The sequence below is a fragment of the Haloarcula pelagica genome (genome assembly GCF_030127105.1).
GTDB classification, from domain to species: domain Archaea; phylum Halobacteriota; class Halobacteria; order Halobacteriales; family Haloarculaceae; genus Haloarcula; species Haloarcula pelagica.
In genome coordinates this window covers 2561190-2586877 of record NZ_CP126161.1, presented here as the reverse complement: position 1 = coordinate 2586877, position 25688 = coordinate 2561190, and the positions used below count along the sequence as shown (strand labels likewise).

The window sequence follows — 25688 nt, the reverse complement described above, 5'->3', positions numbered from 1 at the left end:
CCCACGGAGGTACACGCCCCGAGTAGCAGATAGAAACAACTGTCGAGGTGTTTCCGCTAGTTCCACGAGGTATATGATGACACCGTGCATGTGTGGGGCTATGGAGCTACTGTCCGACTATCCGGTCCCGGAACACGCCCGCGAGGTCAAACAGGAGGCCCGCGAGTTCGCAGCCGAACACATCGAGCCCAACGCGGCCGACTACTACGCGTCCGGGGAGTACCCCTGGGAGATCCTCGAAGCCGGGATGGACGCCGGCCTGGTCGCCCAGGATCTCGGCGAGGAGTGGGGCGGCAAAGGGTTCGACCTCCAGCAGGTGCTCGCGATCGCCGAGGAGTTCTACAAGGCCGACGCCGGCATCGCGCTGACGCTTCAGTTGGCGAGTTTCGGCGCCGAGATCGTCGAGGAACACGGCGCCGACTGGCAGAAAGAGGAGTTCCTGGAGCCGGTCGCGAACAACGACCAGATCACGGGCCTGGCCGTCTCCGAACCAGAGACCGGCAGCGACCTGGCCGGGATGACCACCGCCGCCGAGAAAGACGGCGACGAGTGGGTCATCAACGGCGAGAAGTACTGGGTCGGTAACGCCGTCGAAGCCGACTGGCTCACCCTCTACGCGAAGACCGGCGACGACGAGAACAACCGCTACGGCAACTACTCGATGTTCATCGTCCCGACGGACGCGCCGGGTTACCACGCCGAGCACATCCCCGAGAAGATGGGCTTCCGGGCGTCGAAACAGGGCCACATCGTGCTGGACGACTGTCGCATCCCCGAGGAGAACCTCGTCGGCGTCGAGGGCGCCGGTTTCTACATGCTCGCGGACTTCTTCAACCACGGCCGCGTCATCGTCGGCGGCCACGGCATCGGTCTCGCGGCGGCCGCCATCGAGGAAGCCTGGGAGTTCGTCCACGACCGCGAAGCCTTCGGCCGGACCGTCGACGAGTTCCAGGCCGTCCAGCACAAACTCGCGGACATGCACCTGGACTTCCAGACCGCTCGCTCGCTCACCTGGGACGCGGCCGAGCGGGTCGCGAACGACGAGAACGCCGGCTACTGGGCCGCGCTGGCGAAGACCTCCGCGACCGAGGCGGCGATGGACTGTGCCGAACGCGGGATGCAACTCCACGGCGGGCGCTCGGTGCTGACCGAGAACCGCATCTCCCGTGTCTACCGCGACGTGCGCATCCCGGTCATCTACGAGGGTGCAAACGACATCCAGCGCAACCTCATCTACCGGCAGGCCCCCCAGTAACCCCCCGTCCGGGCCGGATCGACACCCGACCTGTTTGGGCGACCGCTTATCTTGTCGGCTGTCGTACACCACGTATGGCAGACGTTGCAGTCACCTTCCTCGACCGCGGGCGTGTCATGGCCGACCGGAACTTCGTCGTCGACGGCACCAGCGTCGCGACGGCCTCGAACCGCGACCCCGCCCACGAGTACGAGACGTACGCCGTCTGGAACCTGGTGATCGAGACGCCAGAGATGACCGTCCTCTGGGACACCGGCTCCCACCCCGAGGCCGGCGACGGCTACTGGCCCGAACCGCTGTACGAGGCGTTCGCCCACGTCGACGCCGACGAGCACCACCTCGCGGACGACCTCGGCGCGGCCGGCTACGAGTTTGCCGACATCGACGCCGTGGTGATGAGCCACCTCCACCTGGACCACGCCGGCGGCCTCGCGGAGTTCGCCGGTACGGACGTGCCGATCTACGTCCACCGCGAGGAACTCCCCTTCGCGTACTTCAGCGCGAACACGGCGGAGGGATCGATCGCCTACCTCGCCAGCGACTTCGACCACGACCTGAACTGGCAGGTCGTCCACGGCGACAGCTACCACCTCGCCGACGGCGTCGAACTGCTCCACCTCCCCGGCCACACCCCCGGACTCATGGGCGCGCTGATCGACCGGTCCGACACCCCCCTGCTCGTCGTCGGCGACGAGGCCTACGTCGAAGCCAACTACGCCGGGCAGTCGATGGCGACGAGTCTCCTCTGGAGCAACGCCGCCTGGAAGGAGAGCCTCGAACGGTGTCGGAACATCCAGCGCGAGACCGGGGCCGACGTACTGTTGGGCCACGACCTCTCGGTGTTCGAGTCGCTGGCCTGAGCGGGGTGCCGTCCCGACATTAACGCTGTGATTCGGCCAGCCAGTACGTCGACTCCAGATGGTCGATGATGTAGTCGACGGTCCCCGGATCGTAGGTCCAGAACCCGTAGAACGCGCGTGGTTCGCGCTCTTCGGCGAGCAGGGCGCACTTCTGTTCGTCGTCGCCGTCCCCGTCGAAGACGACGAACCACGACTCGGCGATCTCCGACCCGCGGTCGACGTGGAGCGTGAACTCGCTGTGGGACGGTGACTCCTCGTCCGGGACGGCGTAGGCGTGTACGTCCACGCCGCGTTCGCCGAGGTGTTCGTAGAGGTCCAGTTCGCCTTTCAGCGTCGAGACGGTCTGGAACCCCGCGTGGAGCGTCCCGCCGCCGACGCGGGCGGCGCGGTCCTCGATCTCTCGGGAGGCCGCGACCAGTTGCGAGATCGACCACGAGGTGAACATCGTCTCGTCGAGGTTGTCCAGGATCGGGCGGTAGGACGCTTCCGACAGCGACATCTCGGGGCCGGCGACGGAGTCGCGAAACGACGCCAGTCCCGTGGCCGTCACCACCTCGCCGTCGTCGCTGAGCGTGACGAACTCCCCTGGCCGACCGCTCTCGGTCCGTTCGGCCCGGACGGTGACGTTCCGGTCGGCGAACTGCTCGCGGAGGTCCGCGACGACGGACTCCGCGGCGTTGAACACCGTCAGCGTCTGCTCGTAGTCCTCGACCCCAGCGATGAGCTCCGAGAGCGACATCTCTCGTAGAGGGACGGGATGGATCAGGTTAGGTGTTGTCCCGACGGGAGTGCGTAATCTTAACACGACCAGCACCGCAACAGCCTGTCGTGTCACGCCGCCTGTCAATCACACTCGTTACTGGACTGGTCCTCCTGGCGTTGGTCGTCGGTGCGTCGGCGCTCGACGCGCCGGCCCGGAGCGAGGCTGCGGGCACAAGCGGGGACGGGAGCACCACCCTCGGGGCGAGCAACGCCGGTACCGAGACGCCGGAGGCCGGACCGACGCTGCTCGCGATCACCATCGCGATTCTGGTGCTCACGCTTGCCTACGGGCTTCGACAGTACGGAACCGACGACCTGGTGCTTGCGGCGCTAACGTCCGTCGCGCTGTTCGTCGTCGTCCTGCTCATCGGGTTCAACCCGGAGACGGCGGGCGGTGCTCTCCCGGCCAACCCGGAGACGAGCCTCACCGAGGCCACCTCCGGCGCGGCAGCGGCGGCCGGATCGCCGTGGCTGCTCGGGCTTGTCGGCGCGCTCGCTCTGGTCGTCCTCGCCGGCGTGTTGCTCCGACGCGTGACCGGGAACGAGACGTGGGTCGAGACCGAGGACGACACCGAACCGGACGCCGGCGACGCCGAGACGGAGGACGCGACCGAGCTCGCCGACGCCGCGGGTCGGGCCGCGGACCGCCTGGCAGCCGACGAGAGTCTGGACAACGCCGTCTACCGGGCCTGGAACGAGATGACCGGGATTCTCGATGTCGACGACGAGGCGAGCTGTACCCCCCGCGAGTTCGCGGCCGAGGCCGTCGACGCCGGGCTCGAGGACGACGACGTGTCGACGCTGACGGAGCTGTTCGAGACGGTCCGGTACAGTGATTCGCCGGCGACCGACCGTCGCGAAGAGCGCGCGGAGACCGCACTCCGGAACATCGAGCAGTCCTACGGGAGGTCGTCGTGACGCTCCTCCGCCGGCTCTCACTCGGAGCGGGCGTCTGCCTGATCCTCGCCGGCTTCGGGGTCGCAGCGGGCGGGACCAGCGGCGTGACGATCGAGCGCGGGTTCGTCGTCTTCGTCGGGCTGCTCGCCGCCGGGCTCGCGGTCTACGCGGGGTATCGGCGGTACGCGACCCCACAGCGGACTCCGCGGCTCCCCGACCGGGGCGTGCGTGACGTGTCGCCGCCGGAGCCGGCCACCGACGGCGCCGGAGCGGCCTCGACGCTGACCCGGGACTACCGGGTCGCCGACGACCTGCAGGCGCTGCTCCAGCGAGCGCTCGTTCGGAGCCGGGAACGGGACGAGGCGGGGGCCGAGACCGCGATCCACGAGGGGAACTGGACCGACGACCCGACCGCGGCGGCCCTGTTTGCCGACGCCGTCGAGCGCACTCGACAGTACCGCGACCGGATCGCGGCACGGACCACCGGCCGGAGTCGCTACCGGTACCGGGTCGAACGAGTGGCGGCGGAACTCCGGTCCGTGCTGGGTATCGACGCCGTCGACGAGGCGCCCGCCGAACGTGCCACCACGCCCGCAAACGGGGTCGTCGAGACCGGGCGCTGGGCCGGCTTCTACACGGTCCCGCTCGGCCTCGTCGGCGTCGGTATCGTCGGGAAGCGACCGGCGCTCGTGCTCGCAGGCGCGGCGGCCGTGGTCGCACTGGCCGTCCGGGCCGGGGCGTCGACGCCGGACCCATCCGTGACTGTCGACCGGGCCGTCTCCGAGACGGCCCCCACCCACGGCGACGAGGTGACCGTGACGCTGACCGTCCGCAACGACGGCGACCGGACCCTGACCGACTGCCGGATCGCCGACGGCGTCCCGGACACGCTTGCGGTCACCGACGGCACGCCACAGCTGGCGACGGCGCTGCGCCCCGAGCGGACCGCGACCGTCGAGTACACCGTGCGAGCGACCAGGGGTGACCACGAGTTCGCCGCGCCGACAGTGGTCGCGACGGACGCCGTCGGCGCGACGGCCACGGTCGCCGACGCGAGCGTCACCGGCGTCACTGCGCTGTCGGTCTCGCTCCCGGCGATCGAAGCCGACGCACCGGTCCAGTCACAGACGACGCGACACCGCGGCCGGATCGACGCCGACCAGGGCGGGGACGGGATCGCCTTCTACGCGACCCGTGAGTACCGACCTGGCGATCCGCTCTCGCGCATCGACTGGAACCGCTACGCCGGGACCCGCGAGCTGTCGACCCTGGAGTTTCGCGAGGAACAGGCCGCGACCGTCGTCGTCCTCGTCGACGCGCGACCCGGAGCCTACGAGGCGCCCGCCGCGCCGGAACTCGACGCGACGGTCGACCGGTCGGTGATCGCGGCCCGGAGCGTCATCGAGTCCCGGCTCGACGCCGAGGACCGGGTCGGGCTGGCGGCGCTCTCGCCGGACCGGCTGTTCATCGGTCCCAGCGGCGGCCCGACGCACAAGAACCGCCTGGAGACGACGCTGGCCGCGGACCCCGTCTTCCGACCCTCGCCGCCCGACGGCGAGTTCTACCCGGGCCCGACGCTGCGGTGGCTCCGGCGGGAGCTGCCCGCCAGCGCACAGGTCGTCTGCTGCTCGCCGCTGGTCGACGACGATATCCGGCGGATCCTCCGGTACCTCGCGGCGTACGGCCACGCGGTCACCGTCGTCAGCCCGGACCCCGGTGTCGCCCCGACGGCCGACGGGACCGTCGCGGCGGCCGATCGGCTGTTCCGGATCAGCGAACTCCGCCGGGAGGGCATCCCCGTCGTCGACTGGCACCACGGGGAACCGCTGGCCGCGGCCTTCGAGCGCGCACGGGAGTGGTCCCGGTGAGACGGCCACGGCTGGTCGGGGTGGCGTCGCTCGTGGCCGCGCTCGTCGCGACGGCCGTCCTGGCGGCGACGGCGGGCGGACGCGTGGCCCTTCTCGGCGCGCTCGTGCTCGCCGCCGGCGTCCTCGATACCAGACGACGCCTCGTCACCCTCGGGACGGTCCTGCAGTGTGCGGGGGTCGTCCTCGCGGGGCTCACTGCTGCGGGGGCGATCGTCCTCGTACTGGCCGTGGCGGCGGCGCTGCTGGCGTGGGACTTCGGGCAGTACGCCGTCGACCTCGCCGAGTCGATGGCCGACGACGCGATCACGCACAACGCGGAACTGGTCCGAGTCGCCGGCGGAACGCTCCTCGCGGCGCTGACCGTGGGTGCGCTCTCGCTCGCCGGACTGGCACTCACCGTCCCGACCGTCGGGCCGGTAACGACCGGACTTCTGTTGATCGGGTCGGTGCTCGCGGTCGCCGGGCTGAGCGATTAGACCGTCGGGACGGGAACCTCGCCGAGGACGTTCTCGACGATGCTGGCCTTGTCGACGTTCTCGACGCGGGCGTCGGGGGTCAACACGAGCCGGTGGGCGAGCACCGGCTGTGCGACCCGCTTGATATCGTCGGGCGCGACGAACTCGCGGCCGGTGATGACCGCCATCGCGCGAGCGGCCTCGAAGAGGCGCTGGGTCCCACGCGGCGAGACGCCGACCTCGACGCGGTAGTCCTCGCGGGTCGCGCGGGCGATGTCGGCCATGTAGGTCAGCAGGTCGTCGTCGACCTGGACGGTCTCGGGGACCGCGCGCAGTTCCTCGACCTGTTGGGGGTCGAGCACCGGTTCGACCGTCGGACTCTGTGTGTCGCGGCCGGCCCGCCGGCGGAGGAGTTCGACCTCGCCGTCGCTTTCGGGGTAGCCGATAGCGGTCTTCGCGAGGAAGCGGTCGACCTGGGCTTCGGGGAGTTCGAAGGTCCCCTCCATGTCGACCGGGTTCTGGGTCGCCAGCACGAAGAACGGCTGCGGGAGGTCGTAGGTGTCGCCGTCGACGGTGACCTGGCCCTCCTCCATCGCTTCGAGCATCGCCGACTGGGTTTTCGGCGGTGCGCGGTTGATCTCGTCGGCCAGGACGACGTTGGCGAAGATCGGCCCGCGGGTGAACTCGAACTCGCGGGTCTGCTCGTTGAACACGTGCGTGCCGGTGATGTCGGCGGGCAGGAGGTCGGGGGTGAACTGTACGCGGGAGAAGGACAGGCCGAGGGCAGTGGCCATACTGCGGGCGGTCAGCGTCTTGCCGGTCCCGGGAACGTCCTCCAGGAGGACGTGCCCCTTCGAGACGACGCCGAGGAGGACAGTCTCGAAGAAGCCACGGTCGGCGATGACTGCGCTCCCGACCTCGTCCAGGAGTCGGCTCGACAGCTCACTGGCGTCAGTAACGTCCATGGTCGTCCCTGTCACGCGTGCGGTAAATGTGTGTCGAGAACATGACGGCGACCGAATCGAAACCCCTAAAGTGAAACCACCGGAATACTCGGGTGAGCCGAGGTAGCCTAGCCTGGCCAAGGCGGTTGCTTCGAGAGCAACTGTCCTCACGGACTCAGGAGTTCAAATCTCCTCCTCGGCGTTTCTCCGCGACCGACTTCGGTGAGAGCGTGATATCGCCGCCGAGCCACCTCTGCGACTGTCGAGACTCGCTCGGGCGACAGATCACAGCCCGGCCGCGATGAACACGAGGATGCTGACGGCCATCACCGCGAGGATGAACGCCGCGGCTAGCGCCCCGCCCAGCGAGACCATCGCGTTGGCCGTCGAGGCGAGCGTCTCGGTCCGATCGTTCCCGAAGACCGTGACCGCGGCGCGCTCGCTTGCCATCCCGGCCTCGACGGGTTCTAAGTCCTCGATGGCTCGGTTGACGAGGTCGGCGATCAGTGTCGACAGTTCCGTCTCGGGGATCGCCTGTCCGACCTGGTTCTCGGCCTCGACGGTGTTGACGATGTGCGTGTCACTTGTCATCACCTCGACTACGTCGACCCCGTCGATAGCGTCGATCACGTCGTCCCGGAGCCCCGGTTCCATGTTGTTGCCGTCGACGAGCACGTAGGCGGTCCGGTGGTCGCCGACCTCGAAGACACAGACGCGGATCCCCAGCGGGCCGATCCCGTCCTCGGGCTCCCAGGGCGTCTCGTCCCAGGCGACGCCACAGCGGAGGGCCCCCCGTTCGCTGTCGCCCAGCACGTCCCCGAGCCGGCCCGCGCCCTGGATCATGTCGAACGAGCGCTGGCTGCCCGGAACGACGTGGCCCAGGTCCTCGCCCTCCAGGCCGTCGTTGCAGTTGTGGGCGTCGACCAGGAGCACGTCCTCGATCGCGCCCGTTCGGGCTTCGGACATCGCCGAGAGTCCAACGGCGTAGTCCACGTCGTCTGCACAGCCGGGCGCGTACGTGGTGACGATCAGCGCGTCGTCGCCGAACGACTGGCCGGTCAGGGTCGCCTCCCCCTCGGTGAGTCGCTCGCCGACCGTCGCCTCGGTGTCGTACTCGATCCCCTCGTAGGCGTCTTCTGCCGCCGAGAGGATCGTATCGACTTCCCGTTCGGTGACGAGGTTGAAGTCGTGGCCGGCGGTGGCGTGTGGCGGGAACGCGAGCCCCTCGGCGTCGGTTGCCACCCGTTTTGGCAGATTCCCGCCGCCGATCTCGCCCATCGGCCCGGGGTGGATCATCGGGAGGACGAACCGCGCTTTCTCCGTCCCGTCGGGGCGTCTGACCGACAGCACCGTCACCGGGACGATCGCCTCCTCGCCGATCTCCTCGAAGAACTCCTCCAGTTCGCGGGTCCCCTCGGCGATGTGGCCGACGAACCCCCGGAGGAAGTCAAGCGCCGAGACGCCCAGCGACCGGCGCCAGGGCTGGTCGATCGCGACCAGGAACAGCCAGACCGCTAGCCCGTAGATGGCACAGATGACCGCGAGCACGACGAAGTCGGCCGGGATGAACCCCTGGATCTCCGGGGGCGCCTTCTCGGCGCGAGCCAGTACCTCCTGGAGCATCGGGTCTTCGAGGATGAAGGCGGTCGTCCCGCTGTAGATCGCCAGCAGGACCGCCGCCGTCACCGTCTGGACGCTGGCCGGCACGATCGCCCGGAGCAGCGAGTGCCGGGAAATCGCCATCATGATCAAGATGCGGAAGGCGAAGATCGAGGCCAGCGCGACGATGAGTGCGTCGAAGACGAAGTTCTGGCCCAACTGTGGGATCAGCAGGACGACCGCGCCGGCGACGGTGAGGATGGCGATGGTGATGACCTCACAGACGAGCGCCAGCAGCGACGCGTGGTTGTGTGTCAGTTGGCCGCCGAGTTGCTTGTCGACCCACGGTGTCACCGCGCCAGCGACGGCGGTCGGGATACCGATGAAGAACACGCCCTGCCAGGCGTCGTCCAGCACGAACCGCGAGTCGAAGGCGGCGACGCCGGTGATCGCAGCGATACACAGCGCGAAGACGAGACTGGAGTACCAGTTGGGCGCCCGGAAGATGAACCGGGAGAGACTCGCCAGGTTGCCCTGTGTCGCCGTCATTTATATATCACACTCCACCGACCGTACTAAAGCTATCCACTCGCGACCGCCTCCTGTCGGCTACTGTCGCGGCGCCGCGTTGCGCTCACAGACCGACAGGAAGTTCTCGAAGACTGCTTCGCCCTCTTCAGTGTGTGCGACCTCGGGGTGCCACTGGACGCCGTAGATGTCCGCGTCGGTGTCGCTCATCGCCTCGACGCCACAGACATCGGAGGTCGCGGTCCGTTCGAAGCCGTCGGGGACCGCCTTGACCTCGTCGGCGTGGCTGGCCCAGACCCGCGTCTCGGGGTACAGCGAACCGATCAGCGGATCGTCCTCGTCCAGAATCTCGACGGTCACGTCGGCGTAGCCGCCGTACTCGCCGCTGCCGACACGGCCGCCCAGTTCCGCCGCGATCAGTTGCATCCCGAGACAGATACCCAGGACCGGAACGTCCAGATCGAGGTACTCCGGGCAGTTACCGATGTCGTCCATGTCCGGGCCGCCCGAGAGGACGAGGCCGTCGGCGTCGATCTCCGCGGGCGGGGTCGTGTTGTCGACGAGTTCCACGTCGACGCCCATGTCCCGGAGCGCGCGCTGCTCCAGGTGGGTGAACTGGCCGTGGTTGTCGATGACTGCGATACGGGTCATTACTGGCCACGACGCCGCGGGGCCGTATATATGTCTTGGAACCGAGTGCTCCCGGGCTCAAAGCTGGTTCTGGACTGTTTGCGAGAAGCGGTCAAGTGGTGTCGCGGCCCGCAGTTCGAGGGTGACGACGTTGCCGTCCGTGACTCGGTCGACCCACACCGAGCCGTCGTAGCTCTCGATCACCCAGGTAACGAGCCACAGTCCCACGCCGCTTGCGTGATCCAGTTGCGTCTCGTTGGTCGCGGAAAACGCCGTCAGTTCCCGCTGCTCGATCGGTGGACAGTCGTCCTGGACGTGGACGTGGACACAGTCCCCGACCCGTTCGGCGGTAACGCCGATCCACGGGTCGCTCTCCGCGTGGACCACGGCGTTCTCCAGGAGGTTGTCCAGGACCGTCTCGAACTGCCAGTCGGCGTAGGCGACGGCCGTCTCCGGGAGCGTCACGTCGACTGTCACGGCGGGTCGGTCCTGCTCGATCGCCGCGACCCGGTCCTCGATGAGCGGCACGAGGTCCATCGGTGCCTGTGAGTCGCGGTCGGCGGCGACGGCGGCGTCGACCTGGCGTGCCTTCTCGGCGGTCGAGATCATCCGGTCGATCGTCGTCGCCATCCGGTCGACGCGCTCGGCGGCGTCACCGGTCGTCTGGTCCTCCAGAACGCTCAGGTGGCCGAGCACGACGTTGAAGTCGTTTCGCATGTTGTGCCTGAGGACGCGGTTGAGGACGGCGTTGCTCTGACAGAGCCGCCGGCGCGCTCGCCGGAGTTCGAGCAACGCCCCGACCAGAATCCCGACGAACCCGCCCATGGCGACGCTGCTCGCCAGCAACGCGGGCACCAGCGCCGTGGAAGGCGCACCGACGACCAGGATACCGAGGTTGACGAGCGTCAGGAGCGCGACCCCGAGTCCGCCCCACTCGGCGACCGTCCAGATCTGCTCGCCCTCCAGACCGCTGCGGGGCAGCCAGTAGTTCGCCGCCGCGAGCGACAGGGCGGGGACGAGCCCGGTCGCGACGACCAGCAGACCCGAGGGTCCAACGGCGAGGACAGACGCCGCGTGGCCAAGCAGCGCGAGCGTCAGCGTCACGCCGATGGCGACCAGATAGCCTGTCCCGAGTGTCCCTTTCGACACCGTCGGGGTCTTCACGAGTGTCCGTGCGTACCACGTGGGGCTACTTAGAGCCGCCCCCTTCGAGTTTCACGATTGATAACTGTCGCTGTCGTCCCCGTACCGGTCGGCCGCGGACTCGAAGCCCAGTTCCGACTGCTCCTTCGAGCGGCGGCCCTCGCGTTCGGCCAGCGCCTCGGGGTCCGGCCCGGCTTCGTCGTCGATCCGCGCCCAAGACTGGTGGACTTTCGCGTGACACCACCGGCAGAGGTAGACCGTGATCTCGTGGTCGAGATCCGCCCCCGTAGCGTCCCTGTAGGAGAGGTGGTGTTCCTCCAGCAGCGGCCGCTCCTCGGAGTGGGCCATCCGCCGCTCGGCCAGTCCACAGCGGACACACTCGCGGTCGTGCTGTCGACACCGGAAGTGCGGACAGTCGGCCCACTCCCACTCGGCATCCCCGGACCTCTCGCTGTCGGGACCCACTGCGGCCGGACACCGAAAGTCCTCGGCACTGCGGGCGTTCGCGAACGCGGGGTCGTGGTGACCGTGTTCACGCGCCCACCGACACTTGCCCTCGTCGGTGACGAAGTCACAGCGGTCGACGTGGTCGTAGGGGTCGTCGACACCGACACTCGTGCCGCCCGGTGCCTTCTCCATGCCGCTGTCTGTGGGTCGGACGCTATTCAATCTGTGCTGGCCGGCCCGTGTCGCTGCGCGCTTGCTCGTGGGAGTTGCATCGTCACGACCGCGCCCTGTGGTTCGCGGTCGGCGATCGTGACCTCGCCCCCGAGGCTCCTGACGAGCCAGAAGACCGCCCAGAGCCCGATACCGCTCCCGTGCTGGAGCGCCGTCTCCGTTCCCTCGCTCAGCGGCCGTCGCTCCCGTTCCGGGATACCGGGACCCGTGTCCGCGACGGCGAGGACGACGTGGTCCGACTCGACGCCGATCCGGACGCGCACCGCCGGTTCGATGTCCTCCGGCGTCTGGTGGTAGCCGTGTTCGACGGCGTTCTCAAGTACCTCGCGGACGGCGATCGCGAGCCGCTCGTCGCCCGCGACTGGAGCGATCTCCGGGGTATCGACGACGAACTGGCAGTCGGGATGCTCCGCCGCGAGGCGTCGCCGTTCCCGATCGAGCACCGAGACCGCGTCGACGGTCCGGTCGGGCGAGGAAGAGCGCAGGACATCGGTGACTTCCCGGGCCTTCTCACCGAGGCGGCCGAGCCGTCGGGCGCGGTCGACGATACGGGTGGCTGCCCTCCCGAGTTCCCCGTCGAGTTGCTCCGTGAGGGCCGCACCGTTGCCCTCGATGACGTTGACCGTGTTTCGGATGTCGTGACGCAGGACCCGTTCGAGGACGGCCAGTTGCTGCTCGCGCTGTCGGCGGTCGGTGACATCCGCGAGCGCGACCATGTGTCCGGAGACCGAATCGTCGACGGCGTCGGTAATCGGTGCCGACCAGACGCTCACGTCGACCAGCGCCCCGTCCTTTCGCTGACGTTTCGTCTCGACGCCCTCGATGACGTTCCCCGCGTCGACCCAGGCCTTGTGCCGCTGGAACTCGTCGGTTCGGTCCTCGGGGACGAGCGGGTACTGGCGGCCCCGGACCTCCGCCGCCGACCAGCCGAACAACCGCTCCGCACCGCTGGACCACGCCTGGACCGTCCCACCATCGTCGATAGCGACCAGCGCCACCGGGGATGTCTCGAAGATCGCTTCGAGCCGGTTCCGGGACCGCTCGCTTCGGCGGCGCTCGGTCGCGCGACGGACATCGTAGACACCGGTCAACAGCCCGCCGACCGCGCCGGTGCCGGCCACCCAGGCGGTGACGAGATACGGGTCGGCCAGCGCGACGCCGTGTGCGCGCTGGTAGGCGACGACGACGAGTGCCAGCGCGGTGATCGGGAGCGATCCGGCCAGCGACCAGGCGACGAGCCGTCGGACCGCGTCTGCCCCCCGCTCACTCGCGAGGAGCCGGTGGGCACCCGCGACCAGTGGGACGACAAGACAGAGCAGTGCCGCGCCAGCGACGACCTGTCCCCCGGTAGGTGTCGACCGACCGCCGAGCCTGATCGCCGTCACGGCCCCGACGACGAGCGCGGGCACGAGCAACACCGCGGCCCCGACGATGCGCCACTTACGGTCCGTGAGCCGGTCGACCGACCGAACCATCGCTGTCCGAACCGACCTGGCGCCTCCGTCCATGGATGGGATCACACCGTCCCCGAGTATGAAGCCGAGCGCGAGTTCCCACCGGATAGGAACGCGCCCCGGCGGACACAACAGCTATCTGTCTCTCTGCCCTGGGCTCGACAATGCGCGTCGTCCACGAGCCCGAGGGGGTCGCCCGAACGCTTGCGACGGAGGTCGACCGGGCCGAATCGGCCCTCGAACAGTCACGCGGGCTGATGTTCCGGCGGTCGATCCCCGACGACTACGCGCTGGTGTTTCCCTTCGACGGGGTCGGCCGTCGGTTCATCCACATGCTGTTCGTCGCGTTTCCGCTTGACGTGGTCTGGCTGGCCGACGGGGAGGTCCAGGCCACGAAGACGATGCACCCCTGGCGCTCGGTCGGCTGGGCGAGCGCGGATACGGTGCTCGAACTGCCTGCAGGGGCGGCCAACGGCGTCAGCGAGGGCGACACCGTCGTCGTCGAGTGACCGCTCCGCATCCGCCACCTTTTAGACCATGAAGGTTAGAGTACTCATCACTATGTCGGAACACCCGACGGAGGATAGAGGAAGTCGCCGCAAGGCGGCTGGCCGAGAAATTCGTCCCGCTGTGTGATGGAAGAGGATTTTCTGTGAGTCAGAACCCATTGTTCGGAGGGCACCCAGCGACGCGTGCCCTCACAGATGTCGGTGAGGTACAGTTCCTGGACACGACCCTGCGCGACGGCGAGCAGGCCCCCGGCGTCTCCCTGACGCCCGACGACAAGGCCCGTATCGCCCGCAAGCTCGACGACGCCGAGATCGACGTGATCGAGGCCGGCAGCGCCTGCACCGGTCCCGGCGAGCGCGAGACCATCTCGCGGGTCGCCGAACTCGACCTCGACGCGACGGTGACGAGTTTCTGCCGTGGCATCCAGAACGACATCGACCTCGCCCTGGAGTGTGGCGTCGACGGGATCAACCTCGTCGTCCCCGCCAGCGACAGACACGTCGAGCAGAAGGTCGGGACCTCACGCGAGGAGAACGTCGCCGCGACGATGGACCTCGTCGAGTACGCCAAAGACCACGGCCTCTGGGTCGAGGTCATCGGCGAGGACGGCTCCCGTGCCGACCTGGACTACCTCGAAGAGCTACTCGGGTCGTCCCTGGAGGCCGGCGCCGACCGTATCTGCTGGGCGGATACGGTGGGACACGCGACCCCCGACCGCGCACTGGAGTGTGTCGACCGGCTCGCCGACCTGGGCCCGGTCAGCGCTCACACCCACGACGACCTCGGGCTGGCCGTGATGAACGCGCTGGTCTCCGTGGCCGCCGGCGCCGATCTGGTCCACGGCACGATCAACGGCATCGGCGAGCGGGCCGGCAACGTCGCCTTAGAGGAGGTCGCCATCGCGCTGGACCACGGCTACGGCGTCGAGACGATGGACCTGACCGAGGCCTACGACCTGGCGGACCTGATCGCCAACCGGACCGGCATCCCGCTGGCACCGAACAAGGCCGTCGTCGGCCAGAACGCCTTCACCCACGAGAGCGGCATCCACACCGACGGCACGCTCAAAGACGACGCGATGTACGAACCGTACCCGCCGGAGAAGGTGGGCCGCGAGCGCCGCCTCGCGCTCGGGAAACACGCCGGCCGCGCCGGCGTCGAGGCCGCGCTGGACGAACACGACGTGGAAGTGACCGACGACCAGCTCGCGGAGATCGTCTCCCGCGTCAAGGAGATCGGCGACCGCGGCAAGCGGGTCACCGACGCCGACCTGCTGACCATCGCCGACGACGTGACCGGCCAGGAGCAGGACCGCCGCGTCGAGTTGCTCGGGCTGACGGCCGTCTCCGGTTCGGACACCCCGACCGCGAGCGTCCGGCTCTCGGTCGACGGCGAGGAGCGCAAGGAGGCCTCCGTCGGGTCCGGCCCGGTCGACGCCGCCATGAACGCCGCCGAGACGGCGCTCTCTCACGCCGCCGACGCGACCCTGGAGGACTACCACGTCGACGCGATCACCGGCGGGACCGACGCCGTCGTCACCGTCGAGATCGAGATGTCGCGCGGCGACAACCACGTCCGCGTCTCGGCCAGCGACTCGGACATCACCCGCGCGTCGGTGCGGGCGATGGTCGACGCGATGGACCGGCTCGTCGCCGACGACGACGAGCGGATCGTTGCCGACGACTGAGCGATCCAGACGGATCGCCCGGCCCTCGGCAACAGAACGGTGATCGTCGCCGACGACTGAGCGATCCAGACGGATCGCCTGCCCTTCGGCAACAGAACGGTGATCGTCGCCGACGACTGAGCGATCCCGACGGATCGCCCGGCCGTCGGCAACTGCTTAGCGCTCGGTGACGCTGAGGACCTTCCCGGCCGCGATGGTCTGGCCCATGTCCCGGACAGCGAACGAGCCGAGTTCCGGGATCTCCGAGGCCGGTTCGATACTCAGCGGTTTCTGCGGGCGGACGGTGACGACCGCGGCGTCGCCGTTCTCGATGAAGTCGGGGTTCTCTTCGGCGACCTCGCCCGACGCTGGATCGAGCTTCTGGTCCAGCGATTCGATCGTGCAGGCGACCTGGGCCGTGTGGGCGTGGAACACCGGCGTGTAGCCGGCGGTGATGACCGAGGGGTGTTGCATCACGACGAGTTGGGCCTGGAACGTCTCGGCGACCGAGGGCGGATCGTCGGCCGGGCCACACACGTCGCCGCGGCGGATGTCGTTCTTGCCGATCCCGCGGACGTTGAACCCGACGTTGTCGCCGGGCTCGGCCCGCGGGACCTCCTCGTGGTGCATCTCGATGGTCTTGACCTCGCCGGCGACATCCGAGGGCTGGAACGAGACGGTGTCCCCCGTGTTTAGCGTTCCCGTCTCGACGCGACCGACCGGGACCGTCCCGATGCCGGAGATGGTGTACACGTCCTGGATCGGGAGGCGGAGCGGCGCGTCGGTCGGTGGCTCTGGTTCGGGCAGACTGTTCAGCGTCTCCAGCAGCGTCTGCCCGTCGTACCAGGGTGTGTTCTCGGAGTGGTCGGCGACGTTGTCGCCCTCGAACGCCGAGATGGGGAGGAACGACGCGTCGTCGACGGCAAAGCGGACCTGCTTCAGCAGGCCCTTGACCTCCTCGACGACCTCGCGGAACCGGTCCTCGTCGTAGTCGACGAGATCCATCTTGTTGACCGCGACGATCAGCTCCTCGATGCCCAGCGTCCGCGAGAGGAAGACGTGTTCGCGGGTCTGTGGCTGGACGCCGTCGTCGGCGGCGACGACCAGGACCGCGTGGTCGGCCTGACTCGCGCCCGTGATCATGTTCTTCACGAAGTCCCGGTGGCCCGGCGTGTCGACGATGGTGAAGTAGTACTCGTCGGTGTCGAACTCCTGGTGGGCGATGTCGATGGTCAGCCCCCGCTCGCGTTCCTCGGCGAGGTTGTCCATGACGTAGGCGAACTCGAAGCCGCCCTTGCCCTTCTCCTCGGCTTCCTCGCGGTACTGCTCGATGACGTGTTCGGGTACCGACCCGGTTTCGAAGAGCAGACGCCCGACGAGCGTGCTCTTGCCGTGGTCGACGTGGCCGATGATGGCCAGGTTCTGGTGTGGTTTCTCACTCATGTGTCTCACTCGCTCGGGGTGGAGCGAGGTGCCGCAAAGTGATAGTTCACTTCCGTCAACAATAAAACGTGGCTCGCTGCTCGGTCAGAATCGGGGTCGACCGCGTCAGTCCGCGAGGTCGACGACCGTCTCCAGTCCGTCGACATCGTACGTGGGCGTCACCGAGAGGTCGGTGTCGACGGTGTGGGGCCGGCGGACGAACGCCGAGTCGATGCCCGCCCGCCGGGCCGCCTCGATATCTGACTCGCTGTCGCCGACGTACAGCGCGTCGGTCACGCCGAGATCGGCCAGCGCCTGCTCGATGTAGTAGGGGCGTGGTTTCTTGCGATGGATGCTCTCGACCGTCGGCGGGCGAGCGCGGACAGTCTCGAAATGCCGGTCCAGATCGAAGTGATCGAACGCGAAGTCGACGGTCGCCTGCTGGTTCGAGGAGACCACGCCCAGCGGCCCGTCGAGTCGGTCCAGCGCCCTGATATCGCCGTAGGGGCGTTTCTCGCCCGCACGGATCGCCGCGCGCTGTGCCTCGGAGATCGCGCCGTCGCGGGCCGTCCAGAACCGGTCGGGATCGAGGTCGTAGTGGCGACAGACCGCGTCGAGCCGATCGGGCGTGACACCGATCCGCATCGCTTCGAGGTGGTCGGGCTCGGGGTCGACGACGCCGACACGCTCGAAGGCCCGCCGGGTCCCCGCCTGGTGGGTGTCCATGCTCGTCAGCGTCAGCAAGACACCGTCGTTGTCGAAGATGACCGACTCGTAGCTCATCGAGAGTGGGTGGGAGGCCGGCCGACAGAAACGTTTCGCTCTCGGTCAGAAGCCGGGGTCGTCGTCCTCTGGTTCGAACTGCTCGGGCGATCGCCCCGCCTGGTCGACGACCTCGTCGGAGACGACGATCGGACAGTCGACCCGCAACGCGACGGCGATGCTGTCGGAGGGCCGGGCGTCGAACACCACGTCACGCCGGCGGTCCTCGGTGTACTGCTCGGCGTCGATCTTCGCGTAGAAGGTCCCGTCGGCCAGGTCGTCGATCCGGACGCGATCGATCGCACCGCCGAACTCCGCGACCATCTCGACCAGCAGGTCGTGGGTCAGCGGGCGTTCGAACGGTTCGCCGTCGATCGCCAGCTGCATCGACTGCGCCTGGTCGGAGCTGACGAAGATCGGGACGATCTCTCCACGCGCACGGAGGAGGACGACCGGCGTCCCCGTCCCCTCGTCGTCGACGCCGACACCGACGCCCTCGACCGTGGCCTCGTGTTCCATACCTCGAAGTTGTGGGCGGAGCTATGAAAATGTATACCTTGCTACCGAGGGCCACACTCCCGGGCGGCGGTGGTCGTTCGACCGTCGAACACGGTACTTTTGCCCGTCGCCGTCCAAGGCCGGTGTATGGACGACGCCGCCGGACGCGGGACGGGGGCCGAAGGGCACGCCCGCACGACCGCCGACCTCTTGCAGGACGACGACGAGCAGGACGAGACGGGTGTCGACCGCCGGCGCGCGGCCAAGTACGTGGCGCCGTTTCTCGCGCTGGGGCTGTTCGACCTCGTGTTGTTGCTCGGCTGGGGGCTGGACCCGCTGTGGGGCTTTATGATCCTCCCGCCGATCCTGTTCGTCAGCGTGCTCGCCTGGATCGCGTTCCGGACCGGGTTCGCGAGCGAGCGAACCGGCGAGGAACGCCCGCAGAACTAATCCCCGAACAGGTCGTCGACGGCCGCACGCGCGGCGAGCGCGGCGTCGTCGGCGACCCGTCCCTCGTCGAGTCGGGCGTCCGGTGCGTTGACGTAGACAGCCACGTCGAGGACGCCGTCCTCGAACGTGACGGTCACGTCGATGTCCTCGATTTCGCCGATGTCGAACCGCGAGAAGACGACATCTTCGGCCGCTTTGGCGGCCGTCTCGACGACTTCGTCGTCTGTCGGCATCGCCTTACGCGCCGCCAGCGCCGGGACCGCCGGCCGGGCCGCCGGCCGGGCCGCCGCCCAGCATCTGCTGGAGCTCGCCCTGGAGGTCCTCGAACTGCTCCTGGACGCGCTCTTCCTGCTTTTCGAGGGTCTCGACGCGGACTTCGAGGTTGCTGACCTTCTCTTCGAGGTCCTCTCGGGCCTCGTCGAGGTCCGTCTGGACGAGCAGTTCGCCGACTTCGCGGTACATCACCGTGTCGTCCTCGACATCGTCGAGCTCGTCCAGGGCTGTCTGGGACTCCTGGAGGTCTGTCTCGGCCTGCTGTTTCTGTGCGGCGACCTGCTGTGCGGTCTCCTGCAGGTCCTGCAGTTCCTCGAGCTTCTCCTGTGCTTCGGGCGGGAGATTTCCTTGCATACTCCGACGGTCGGGGTCCGGACTGTTAAACCCACGCTTTCACCCCGAGCGCCGTGACCCTACTCGGGGTAGAGTTCCTCCTCGCGGTCGATCGCGTCGATCCGGTCGATCTCCGCCGCGTCGAGTTCCAACGCGGCGGCTTCGCGGTTGGCTCGCAGGTGGGTCGGGGAGGACGCCTTCGGGATCGTGACGACGTTGTCGTGTGAGAGCACCCACGCGAGACTGACCGCGGCCGGCGTGGTGTCGTGGTCGGCCGCGATCTCGGTGATCGTCGGGTCCTCGAAGACGGCCCCGCCAGCCAGCGGCGAGTACGCCACGAGCGGATAGCCGTGGGCCTGGGCGTCGTCGAGCAACGCCTGGCGGGCGAAGAAGGGGTGAAACTCGACCTGGTGGGCCGCGATCGGCGCGTCGAGGTGCTCGCGAGCGGTTTCCAGTTGCGCGGGCTCGAAGTTCGAGAGGCCGACGTGGGCCGTCAGCCCGTCCGCTCGGACCGCATCGAGCGCGGGAAGCGTCTCGTCGGGCGCGTAGTCGTCGCGGGGTCGGTGGACGTACAACAGATCGACCCGGTCGAGGCCGAGCCGGTCGAGGCTCGCCTCGGTCCCCCGACGAACGTCGTCACCGGCCAGGCGATCGGTCCACAGCTTCGTCGCGACGAGCAGTTCCGACCGGTCGATCGACGCGGCGGCGATCCCCTCCCCGACGATACCTTCGTTCTCGTAGATCTGTGCGGTGTCGAGATGACGGTAGCCGAGATCGATGGCGGTCGTGACCGTCGACGGATCGGAAAGCCCCATCGTCCCCAGGCCGACAGGCGGCAGGTCCATACGCGGTGGTCGGCCGACACCCCGAAGTCGCTGTCGGTCAGAACTCGTTGTGGTCGGTGACAGCGTCGGCGTGTTCGGCCCACTTCTCGACGGTCGGCGATCCCCAGTACCGGACCGTCTCGCTTCGCTCGTCGAAGTCCAGGACACCGAGGTCGTGGAGTTTCGGGAGGTGTGTCTCGAGCAGTTCGGTCTCGACTGCGTCGACAGTCGCCTCGGCGTCCGGGACCGAACTGGACTGCCCGCGACTGCTGACGGCGACGGCGAGCGTCCGAACGTCCACGGCACACTGGTCGGCCGTCGAGAGGTGCCGACAGACGGCGCGTCGTCGCCAGTCCGCCAGGGCCTCGAAGACATCGTCAGCGATCGGCGTCGTGAATCCACGGTCCTGTGGCGTCATTCCCTGCCACTGCTCGCTGTCTGGACCGTCGCCACTCTGGTCGGACATACGCGCCTACACCAAAGACTGTCGCGGGTATCAACTGCGCACCTAGTCGACTAGGCGGTCAGTCATCGAACAGCGCCCCGAGGAGGTTCCGCTGTGCACGCCGGAGGTGCTGGTGGAGCGTGGGCGAGGCGATCCCGAGCCGCTCGGAGAGCTGTTCGGCGGTAGTGTCCCGGGGCCAGGCGTAGTAGCCCGCGAAGTACGCCGCTCTGAGGACCTCCTGCTGTCGATCGGTCAGGCCGTCGGTCACCGTCACGGTGTCGGTCAGCGACGCGGGCGAGCGCGTCCGTTCGTGTTTCGCCGTCAACTCGGTGCTCGGTGCGCGTCTCGCGAGGACATCCCGGATCGTCCGGGGATCGGCGTCCGTCGGTGCTTCCGTGGTGACGACGAGTTCGGTCGGCGTCGCGACGACGGACTGGAGCCGTGCCCCCACGTCGAGCAGTGACGCCTCGAAGCCGTCGGGCGTCGTGAGTTCGACGACACCGTGTGTCCCGTCGTCGGCGACGATCCGCCCGTCCACGGCGGCGCCCTCCTCCCGGACCGCGTCCAGCACCACCGCGGGGTCGCCGTCGGTGATCCGGAGGTACTGGAGGGAGCCGTCCTCGACCGCGACCGAGCCGGCGAGTTCGATCCGACAGTCCGCCCGGGCGGCCGCGGCGACGAGCGGATCGTCCCGGGCGCGGTAGGTCAGTTCCAGCGCGGTGTCGTGAGCCAGCAACTGACGGTTCTGAACGGCGGTGAGCGCGAACCCGACCATCTCACCCAGGACGGTGAAACTCTCGACGGCGCGGTCGCTGAACGCGTCCGGCCGCGTGGCGTACACGACGAGGACGCCGTGGACCACGTCGTTGTGGACGAGCGGGATCGCCGCGGCCGAGCGGTAGCCCCGCTCGGTCGCTTCGTCCCGCCAGTCGGTCATCGTGGGTTCCTCGGTCACGTCACGGACGACCTGAACTTCCCCGGTCGCGACGGCCACCGTCCCCGGCCCCTGCTCGCGGTCGGCTGCCGTCGCCCGCTCGCGGACGATGTCGAGGTAGCCGTCGTCGTCACCGGCCGCGGTCCGGGTCGCCAGCCGGTTGTCGCCGCCCTCGCGCTCGCCAACCCAGGCGAACTGATAGAGCGACGACTCGACGAGCTGGCGACAGACGATCTCCTCGATCTCCTCGCGGCTCGCCGCGGCCCCGAGCGCACGGATGACATCCTGGATCAGGGAGTGGATGCGTGCCAGTAGCTCCAGTTCGTCGCGCTGGCGTCGGAGTTCGCGTTTCTGCTCCTTGCGCGCCGTGATGTCCTGGTGGATGCCGACCGCACGGATCGGTTCGCCCGCGTCGTCCCACTCGAAGACCTTCCCGGAGTCCCGGACCCACCGATACTCCCCGGACTTCGTCTGCAAGCGGATGTCACACTGGTAGTAGTCGGTCTCGCCCTCGAAGTGGGCGGCAAGCTCCGCCTCGGCCCGGTCCCGGTCTGCCGGGTGGATCCGCTGGGCCCACTCGTCGAGTTCGTCCGCGATGTCGTCCGGGTCGTACCCGAGCATCGCCGCCCACCGGTCGTTGCGGGTGACCGACCCGGTTTCGAGGTCCCAGTCCCAGACCGCCAGCTCGGCACCTTCGAGCGCCAGATCGAGCCGTTCGGTCGTCTCGGCGAGTTCGCGCTCGTCCTGGACGCGGTCGGTGACATCCCGGTAGAGCCAGATCGTCCCCCGACCGTCCGTCAGCGAGACGGGGACGGCACTGCGCTCGAAGATGCGCCCGTCGTGCAGTTCGAGTTCCTGGTCGTGACGCGCGCGGTGCTGGGCCGGCACGGACGCGATCCCCTCGACGAACGCCGTCCCGTCGACGAACAGCTCACACACGTCCCGCGCCTGGGCCACGCAGTCGCGTCCGACGAGCCCCTCGGGTGTGCCCAGCAGTTCGAACATGTCCAGGAACTGTTGGTTGACGGCCGTGATCTCGCGGTCGCTGTCCTCGACGAGAATCCCCAGCGGCAAGGTGTCGAGCAGGGTCGAGAGCAGCGAGTTCGACCGTTCGAGCTCCCACTGGCGCTCGCGCTGTTCGGTGACGTTCTGTGCGACGGCCATCCCGGCAGCCGCGTCGTTGTCCGGAATCGGGATCGTCTGGACCCGGTATCGGTTCCCCTGATACGTGTCCTCGAACGACGAGTGTTCGCCCCAGAGTGTCGCCCGATAGCGTTCTTCGAGGACGCGCGCGTTCTCCGGGGGGAAGATATCCGCGGGTGTCTGCCCGATCATCGCCTCGTTGTCGAGCCCGAGCGACGGGAGTTCCTGGCCGCCGGCCTCGACGAACCGCAGGTCGTCGTCGAAGAGGAACACGCCGCCGTTGGGGAAGTGTTCGACCAGGCTCTCGAACAGCGCCCGTTCCTGTTCGAGCGCGTGCTCGCGTTCGCGACGCTCGGTGACATCGCGAACGGCCCCCATCAGCCCGTCGTAAGTACCGTCCGGCCCCAGCCGGAGCGTGTATCGGATCGACAGGAGGCGTTCCACGCCGTCGGCACAGCGAAAGCGCAACTCGACGGTCGCCTGCTCCCGTTCGGGGTCGTGTAACAGCCGTTCGACGGTTCGCTGGCCCTTCGTGAGTTCGCCGGGGGCGAGTAGCTCCGCGGCGTGTGTCCCACGCAGGCGCTCTCGGTCGTAGCCCAGTGTCGCCGCGAACGCGTCGTTACAGAAGTCGACCACGCCGTCCTCGTCGAGCGTGTACAGCCCGTCGCGGGCCTCGTCGACGAGCAGCGACAGTTGCTCGCTCTGTGTGACGGACTCGACCCGGTCGGAGACATCCGCGACGGCGACGAGGTTCTCCCCGTCCGTGCCCGGCGGGGCGTCGTGGGGTCGAATCAGCAGGTATCGGTCCCGCCGGGCCGTCCCGATCGGAACCACCACCGGTTCGTGGAGGCCGTCCCGAAGCCGTGCCAGTGCACGCCGGCCGGCATCGCCGTCGGGAACGGCCGGTTCGATCCGTCCGGACAGCGTGTCGGCAGCCGTGTCCAGGGTCGGCGGGAGGACGCTCGAAAGCCCGTCGCTCGTCCAGGTGATCCGCCCGTCGGCCGCCAGAGCCACCAGCACCTCGTCGGTCACGAGCGACTCTTCGGCGACCGCGTGGGCACTCGTCCGCTCGGGCCGCTCGCTGACGATGTTGTGGACCTTCTCGACGAGCAGTGTCGGACACGTCGTGTCGATCGGTTTCTCGACGATCGTCCGGACCCGATCGGAGAGCGTCTCCAGCGTCGGCGCGTCCAGCGCGGTGTAGAGGACCGCCGGGCAGTCCGTGGCGGCAAGAACCGTGTCGAGGGCGTCGAACCCGGCAGGGTCGACGACGAGACAATCGACCGAACCGGTCTCCAGAACGTCCCGGGCGCCATCGGCAGTGCCTGCAGTGACGACGGAGAGTCCCGCGTGTCGGCGTTCGAGGGGTGGGACGGCCGCCTCGCGGGCGTCCGGATCGGCGTCGGCGTACAGGACGACAGCGTCCGCTGCCCTGGCTGTCGGCGGTCGGTCGCTGTCGAGCGAATCCATCGTCATGTCAGACACATCGGTCGTACAGCACCAGCGCCGTGGATCCACTATAGTCCTTCGGCGTCACGGACGGCGTCGTCGGCGCGTTCGGCGGTTCCAAGCAGCGTCAGCCAGGTGTTACAGCCGGCCCGGACGGCGACGAGGTCGTCGGCACTGACGAGTACCTCGACGGTGTCGCCGTCGCGGGAGAGCGTCGCCGTCGTCCGGTCGCCGTCGATCGCGCCGATCTCGGGTCTGACGCTGCGCTCGATCCTGCGGGCGCGGTCAGAAGACTCGAAGGTGACGGAGAGAACAGTGCTGTGTGGCGCGCTCACTCGACTTCGATTTCTTTGATGTCGGGGGCGCGCTCCTTGAGCAACACCCGGTGCCCACAGTACGGGCAGCGGACGCCACCGTACTCGTCGAGCGTCACGTCGCGCTTACAGCGAGAACACTTGTAGCTCATACGTTGTGTGAATCGACGGAGCCTCTTTACTCCTCGTCTTCGGCCAGCGCGGCGCGGATCGAGCGGCGGACGGTCTTGCCACCGGGCGTCTCGGGCTTGTAGCTCCCGCCGGTGAACGTGTAGTCACAGTAGCTGCACTGCCAGATCCCGGTCCCCTGCCGGTCGACGCGCTTCTCGCCGCAGTTCGGGCAGGCGTGGTCCTCGTTCATCTCCGCTTCGATCTCGGCGACACGGCGACGGGAGACACGACCGTAGCGAGCGCCGAATCGGCCGGCACTTCCGGTACGTCCCTTGTTGTTGGCCATAGTGTTCTGCTGTCCGCCGAGCGTCCACATAAGCCCTTCGAGAACGAGTCCGGGCGAGTCGCGTTCGGCGACGGTACCGGAACGCCAGCGACAGCGCCTCGGCCGTTTCCGGGCTTGTGTCAATATATTTCTCCGGACGTTACCCTCAGTTAACGTCAGACGGGGTACAATCGCCCACAGCATCTAAACCACTGTAACGAGAACCGCTGCCCGCTATGGACGAAGCACTCGAAGTCGTCGACGTGCTCGCAGACTCGGGGTTCGAGGGCATCGTCACCTGGGCCCTGCGGCTTCTGGGGCTCGTTGTACTGCTCGCGGGCCTCGGGATGTGGCTGTTCACCGAGGCCGGACTGTTGGTCCTCCCGGCGCTGCTCATCCTCGGTGGCCTGGTGTTGCTCGCCGCACCGAGCGTGTTGCTCGTGCTCGCCGAGTTCGCCTGAGGCGACGACTTACGGTCGTTCGACCCGAACCGTCGGTGATGGCACCGACCGACGGCGTCCGGGCGTTTCTCCAGCGGATCGCTCCGGCGACGAGCGGCCGCCTCTCCGACGCCGGGTTCCTGCTGGCGGGCGCGACCGCCGGCGCGCTGGGTTGGGGCGGAACCCAACTGGTAGCCTGGTCGGCCGTCCCCCTGGCCCCAGTGGTGGCGACCGCGTGGTGGGTCGTGCTGATCGCCGGATTCGGGCTGCTCACCGTGTTCCACGGCCCGGCTTCGGTCCGGTTCTCCGACGCGATGTTCGTCTGGGGGAGCGCCAACGGGACGGCGATGCTGGCGACCGTCGCAGGCGTCGCCTCGGTGCTCCCGCCTCGTCTCGCGTTCTGGCACGCCTGGGCGGTCGCGTTCGGCGTCGGCTACCTCGGGACCGGGACCCTCCTGTTCCGTGCCGGCTTCCGGGAACGGGGTGTCGGCTATCTGTCGAGCGCCCTCGTGGCCTGGTCGGTGGTACTCGTCGGTGTCCGCTCGTTCGCCACCGTCGAACCGGTCGCGTTCGTGCTGTTGGGCGTCCTCCACGTCGTGCCGCTGGTCGTCGACGCGACGGTCGAGTGGAGCGGGGAGAGTCGGGCGATTCCCGTGATCGGTGCCGTCGCCGTCGTGCTCGTCGTCGGAATGGTGTCCTGAGCCGCGGGCCACCAA

General features: G+C 68.5%; 28 protein-coding genes and 1 tRNA gene. 11 read left to right on the top strand and 18 right to left on the bottom strand.

The genetic code is table 11. The annotated features are described in order from the left end of the window. Nucleotides 1–100 precede the first annotated feature (100 nt). Together P1L40_RS13590 and P1L40_RS13585 are read left to right on the top strand one after the other, a co-directional pair. The gene (locus P1L40_RS13590; RefSeq protein ID WP_284007746.1) at nt 101–1255 is read left to right on the top strand and encodes an acyl-CoA dehydrogenase family protein; all 1155 of its coding nucleotides are present in this window, start codon (nt 101–103) and stop codon (nt 1253–1255) included. Nucleotides 1256–1329: 74 nt separating this feature from the next. After that, nucleotides 1330–2115, top strand: coding sequence for an N-acyl homoserine lactonase family protein (locus P1L40_RS13585; protein WP_284007744.1), 786 nt, complete (start codon nt 1330–1332; stop codon nt 2113–2115). A 19-nt stretch (nt 2116–2134) separates the two neighbouring features. On the opposite strand, the gene P1L40_RS13580 is transcribed toward P1L40_RS13585, so the two are convergent. Beyond that, nucleotides 2135–2854 carry a DICT sensory domain-containing protein gene (locus P1L40_RS13580; RefSeq protein ID WP_284007742.1) on the bottom strand — a complete coding sequence of 240 codons (720 nt, stop codon included), beginning with the start codon at nt 2852–2854 and terminating at the stop codon, nt 2135–2137. Between the two features lie 89 nt (nt 2855–2943). On the opposite strand from P1L40_RS13580, the gene P1L40_RS13575 reads away from it, so the two are divergent. The 3 genes from P1L40_RS13575 to P1L40_RS13565 are packed head-to-tail and all read left to right on the top strand — an operon-like array spanning nt 2944 to nt 6118. Next, complete coding sequence (locus P1L40_RS13575; RefSeq protein ID WP_284007740.1) at nt 2944–3795, top strand: DUF4129 domain-containing protein; 852 nt, start codon at nt 2944–2946, stop codon at nt 3793–3795. Beyond that, nucleotides 3792–5642, top strand: coding sequence for a DUF7269 family protein (locus tag P1L40_RS13570; RefSeq protein ID WP_284007738.1), 1851 nt, complete (start codon nt 3792–3794; stop codon nt 5640–5642). Before P1L40_RS13575 ends, P1L40_RS13570 begins: the two co-directional genes overlap by 4 nt. Then, on the top strand, nt 5639–6118 hold the full coding sequence (locus P1L40_RS13565; RefSeq protein ID WP_284007737.1) for a DUF7519 family protein: 480 nt from the start codon (nt 5639–5641) through the stop codon (nt 6116–6118). The genes P1L40_RS13570 and P1L40_RS13565 overlap by 4 nt, the downstream gene beginning before the upstream one ends. Here P1L40_RS13565 and P1L40_RS13560 read toward each other — a convergent pair. Further along, nucleotides 6115–7062 carry an AAA family ATPase gene (locus tag P1L40_RS13560; protein ID WP_284007736.1) on the bottom strand — a complete coding sequence of 316 codons (948 nt, stop codon included), beginning with the start codon at nt 7060–7062 and terminating at the stop codon, nt 6115–6117. The two genes, P1L40_RS13565 and P1L40_RS13560, sit on opposite strands and share 4 nt — an antisense overlap. Nucleotides 7063–7158: 96 nt before the next feature. On the opposite strand from P1L40_RS13560, the gene P1L40_RS13555 reads away from it, so the two are divergent. Next, nucleotides 7159–7243 (top strand) — tRNA-Ser (locus tag P1L40_RS13555). A gap of 83 nt (nt 7244–7326) precedes the next feature. Here P1L40_RS13555 and P1L40_RS13550 read toward each other — a convergent pair. Genes P1L40_RS13550 through P1L40_RS13530 form a run of 5 tightly spaced genes read right to left on the bottom strand, consistent with a single transcriptional unit; the run spans nt 7327 to nt 13127 of the window. Continuing rightward, on the bottom strand, nt 7327–9189 hold the full coding sequence (locus tag P1L40_RS13550) for a DUF2070 family protein (RefSeq protein WP_284007734.1): 1863 nt from the start codon (nt 9187–9189) through the stop codon (nt 7327–7329). 60 nt (nt 9190–9249) lie between these two features. Further along, nucleotides 9250–9819 carry a GMP synthase subunit A gene (locus tag P1L40_RS13545; protein WP_284007732.1) on the bottom strand — a complete coding sequence of 190 codons (570 nt, stop codon included), beginning with the start codon at nt 9817–9819 and terminating at the stop codon, nt 9250–9252. Nucleotides 9820–9876: 57 nt separating this feature from the next. Then, nucleotides 9877–10962, bottom strand: coding sequence for an ATP-binding protein (locus P1L40_RS13540; protein ID WP_284007731.1), 1086 nt, complete (start codon nt 10960–10962; stop codon nt 9877–9879). Between the two features lie 51 nt (nt 10963–11013). After that, nucleotides 11014–11580, bottom strand: a complete 567-nt coding sequence (locus tag P1L40_RS13535; RefSeq protein ID WP_284007730.1) for a DUF7097 family protein — start codon at nt 11578–11580, stop codon at nt 11014–11016. A 26-nt stretch (nt 11581–11606) separates the two neighbouring features. Next, a complete protein-coding gene (locus tag P1L40_RS13530) occupies nt 11607–13127 on the bottom strand; it encodes a PAS domain S-box protein (RefSeq protein ID WP_284007728.1) in 1521 nt (506 codons plus the stop codon). 110 nt (nt 13128–13237) lie between these two features. On the opposite strand from P1L40_RS13530, the gene P1L40_RS13525 reads away from it, so the two are divergent. Next, nucleotides 13238–13582 carry a DUF192 domain-containing protein gene (locus tag P1L40_RS13525; protein ID WP_284007727.1) on the top strand — a complete coding sequence of 115 codons (345 nt, stop codon included), beginning with the start codon at nt 13238–13240 and terminating at the stop codon, nt 13580–13582. A gap of 143 nt (nt 13583–13725) precedes the next feature. Further along, entirely contained in the window at nt 13726–15270 is a 1545-nt protein-coding gene (locus tag P1L40_RS13520; protein WP_284007725.1) for a (R)-citramalate synthase, read from the top strand. Nucleotides 15271–15426: 156 nt separating this feature from the next. On the opposite strand, the gene tuf is transcribed toward P1L40_RS13520, so the two are convergent. From tuf to P1L40_RS13505, 3 genes are all read right to left on the bottom strand, one after another. Continuing rightward, nucleotides 15427–16692 (bottom strand): translation elongation factor EF-1 subunit alpha, encoded by a 1266-nt coding sequence (tuf, locus tag P1L40_RS13515; RefSeq protein ID WP_284007723.1) that lies wholly within the window; start codon nt 16690–16692, stop codon nt 15427–15429. Between the two features lie 105 nt (nt 16693–16797). Continuing rightward, a complete protein-coding gene (locus tag P1L40_RS13510; protein ID WP_284007722.1) occupies nt 16798–17454 on the bottom strand; it encodes an HAD family hydrolase in 657 nt (218 codons plus the stop codon). Nucleotides 17455–17499: 45 nt separating this feature from the next. Further along, nucleotides 17500–17952, bottom strand: coding sequence for a bifunctional nuclease family protein (locus P1L40_RS13505; RefSeq protein WP_284007721.1), 453 nt, complete (start codon nt 17950–17952; stop codon nt 17500–17502). A 126-nt stretch (nt 17953–18078) separates the two neighbouring features. Here P1L40_RS13505 and P1L40_RS13500 point away from each other — a divergent pair, with 126 nt between their 5' ends. After that, nucleotides 18079–18381 carry a DUF8142 family protein gene (locus tag P1L40_RS13500; RefSeq protein WP_284007720.1) on the top strand — a complete coding sequence of 101 codons (303 nt, stop codon included), beginning with the start codon at nt 18079–18081 and terminating at the stop codon, nt 18379–18381. On the opposite strand, the gene P1L40_RS13495 is transcribed toward P1L40_RS13500, so the two are convergent. The 8 genes from P1L40_RS13495 to P1L40_RS13460 are packed head-to-tail and all read right to left on the bottom strand — an operon-like array spanning nt 18378 to nt 24583. Next, complete coding sequence (locus tag P1L40_RS13495; RefSeq protein ID WP_284007719.1) at nt 18378–18614, bottom strand: DUF3194 domain-containing protein; 237 nt, start codon at nt 18612–18614, stop codon at nt 18378–18380. The genes P1L40_RS13500 and P1L40_RS13495 overlap by 4 nt on opposite strands. A gap of 4 nt (nt 18615–18618) precedes the next feature. Then, a complete protein-coding gene (locus P1L40_RS13490; RefSeq protein ID WP_284007718.1) occupies nt 18619–19008 on the bottom strand; it encodes a prefoldin subunit beta in 390 nt (129 codons plus the stop codon). A gap of 59 nt (nt 19009–19067) precedes the next feature. Further along, nucleotides 19068–19832 carry an aldo/keto reductase gene (locus P1L40_RS13485; RefSeq protein ID WP_284007717.1) on the bottom strand — a complete coding sequence of 255 codons (765 nt, stop codon included), beginning with the start codon at nt 19830–19832 and terminating at the stop codon, nt 19068–19070. Nucleotides 19833–19869: 37 nt separating this feature from the next. After that, nucleotides 19870–20277, bottom strand: a complete 408-nt coding sequence (locus tag P1L40_RS13480) for a DUF7344 domain-containing protein (RefSeq protein WP_284007716.1) — start codon at nt 20275–20277, stop codon at nt 19870–19872. 58 nt (nt 20278–20335) lie between these two features. Further along, nucleotides 20336–23809 carry a PAS domain S-box protein gene (locus P1L40_RS13475; protein WP_284007715.1) on the bottom strand — a complete coding sequence of 1158 codons (3474 nt, stop codon included), beginning with the start codon at nt 23807–23809 and terminating at the stop codon, nt 20336–20338. 41 nt (nt 23810–23850) lie between these two features. Further along, nucleotides 23851–24117: a KEOPS complex subunit Pcc1 gene (locus P1L40_RS13470; protein WP_284007714.1), complete on the bottom strand. Its 267-nt coding sequence runs from the start codon at nt 24115–24117 to the stop codon at nt 23851–23853. Further along, nucleotides 24114–24248, bottom strand: a complete 135-nt coding sequence (locus tag P1L40_RS13465; RefSeq protein WP_284007713.1) for a DNA-directed RNA polymerase subunit P — start codon at nt 24246–24248, stop codon at nt 24114–24116. The genes P1L40_RS13470 and P1L40_RS13465 overlap by 4 nt, the downstream gene beginning before the upstream one ends. A gap of 26 nt (nt 24249–24274) precedes the next feature. Beyond that, nucleotides 24275–24583, bottom strand: coding sequence for a 50S ribosomal protein L37ae (locus tag P1L40_RS13460; protein ID WP_379775907.1), 309 nt, complete (start codon nt 24581–24583; stop codon nt 24275–24277). A 185-nt stretch (nt 24584–24768) separates the two neighbouring features. Here P1L40_RS13460 and P1L40_RS13455 point away from each other — a divergent pair, with 185 nt between their 5' ends. Together P1L40_RS13455 and P1L40_RS13450 are read left to right on the top strand one after the other, a co-directional pair. Next, complete coding sequence (locus P1L40_RS13455; RefSeq protein ID WP_284007710.1) at nt 24769–24993, top strand: hypothetical protein; 225 nt, start codon at nt 24769–24771, stop codon at nt 24991–24993. Nucleotides 24994–25031: 38 nt separating this feature from the next. Next, nucleotides 25032–25673, top strand: a complete 642-nt coding sequence (locus P1L40_RS13450; protein ID WP_284007709.1) for a hypothetical protein — start codon at nt 25032–25034, stop codon at nt 25671–25673. The last annotated feature ends 15 nt before the right edge of the window (nt 25674–25688 follow it).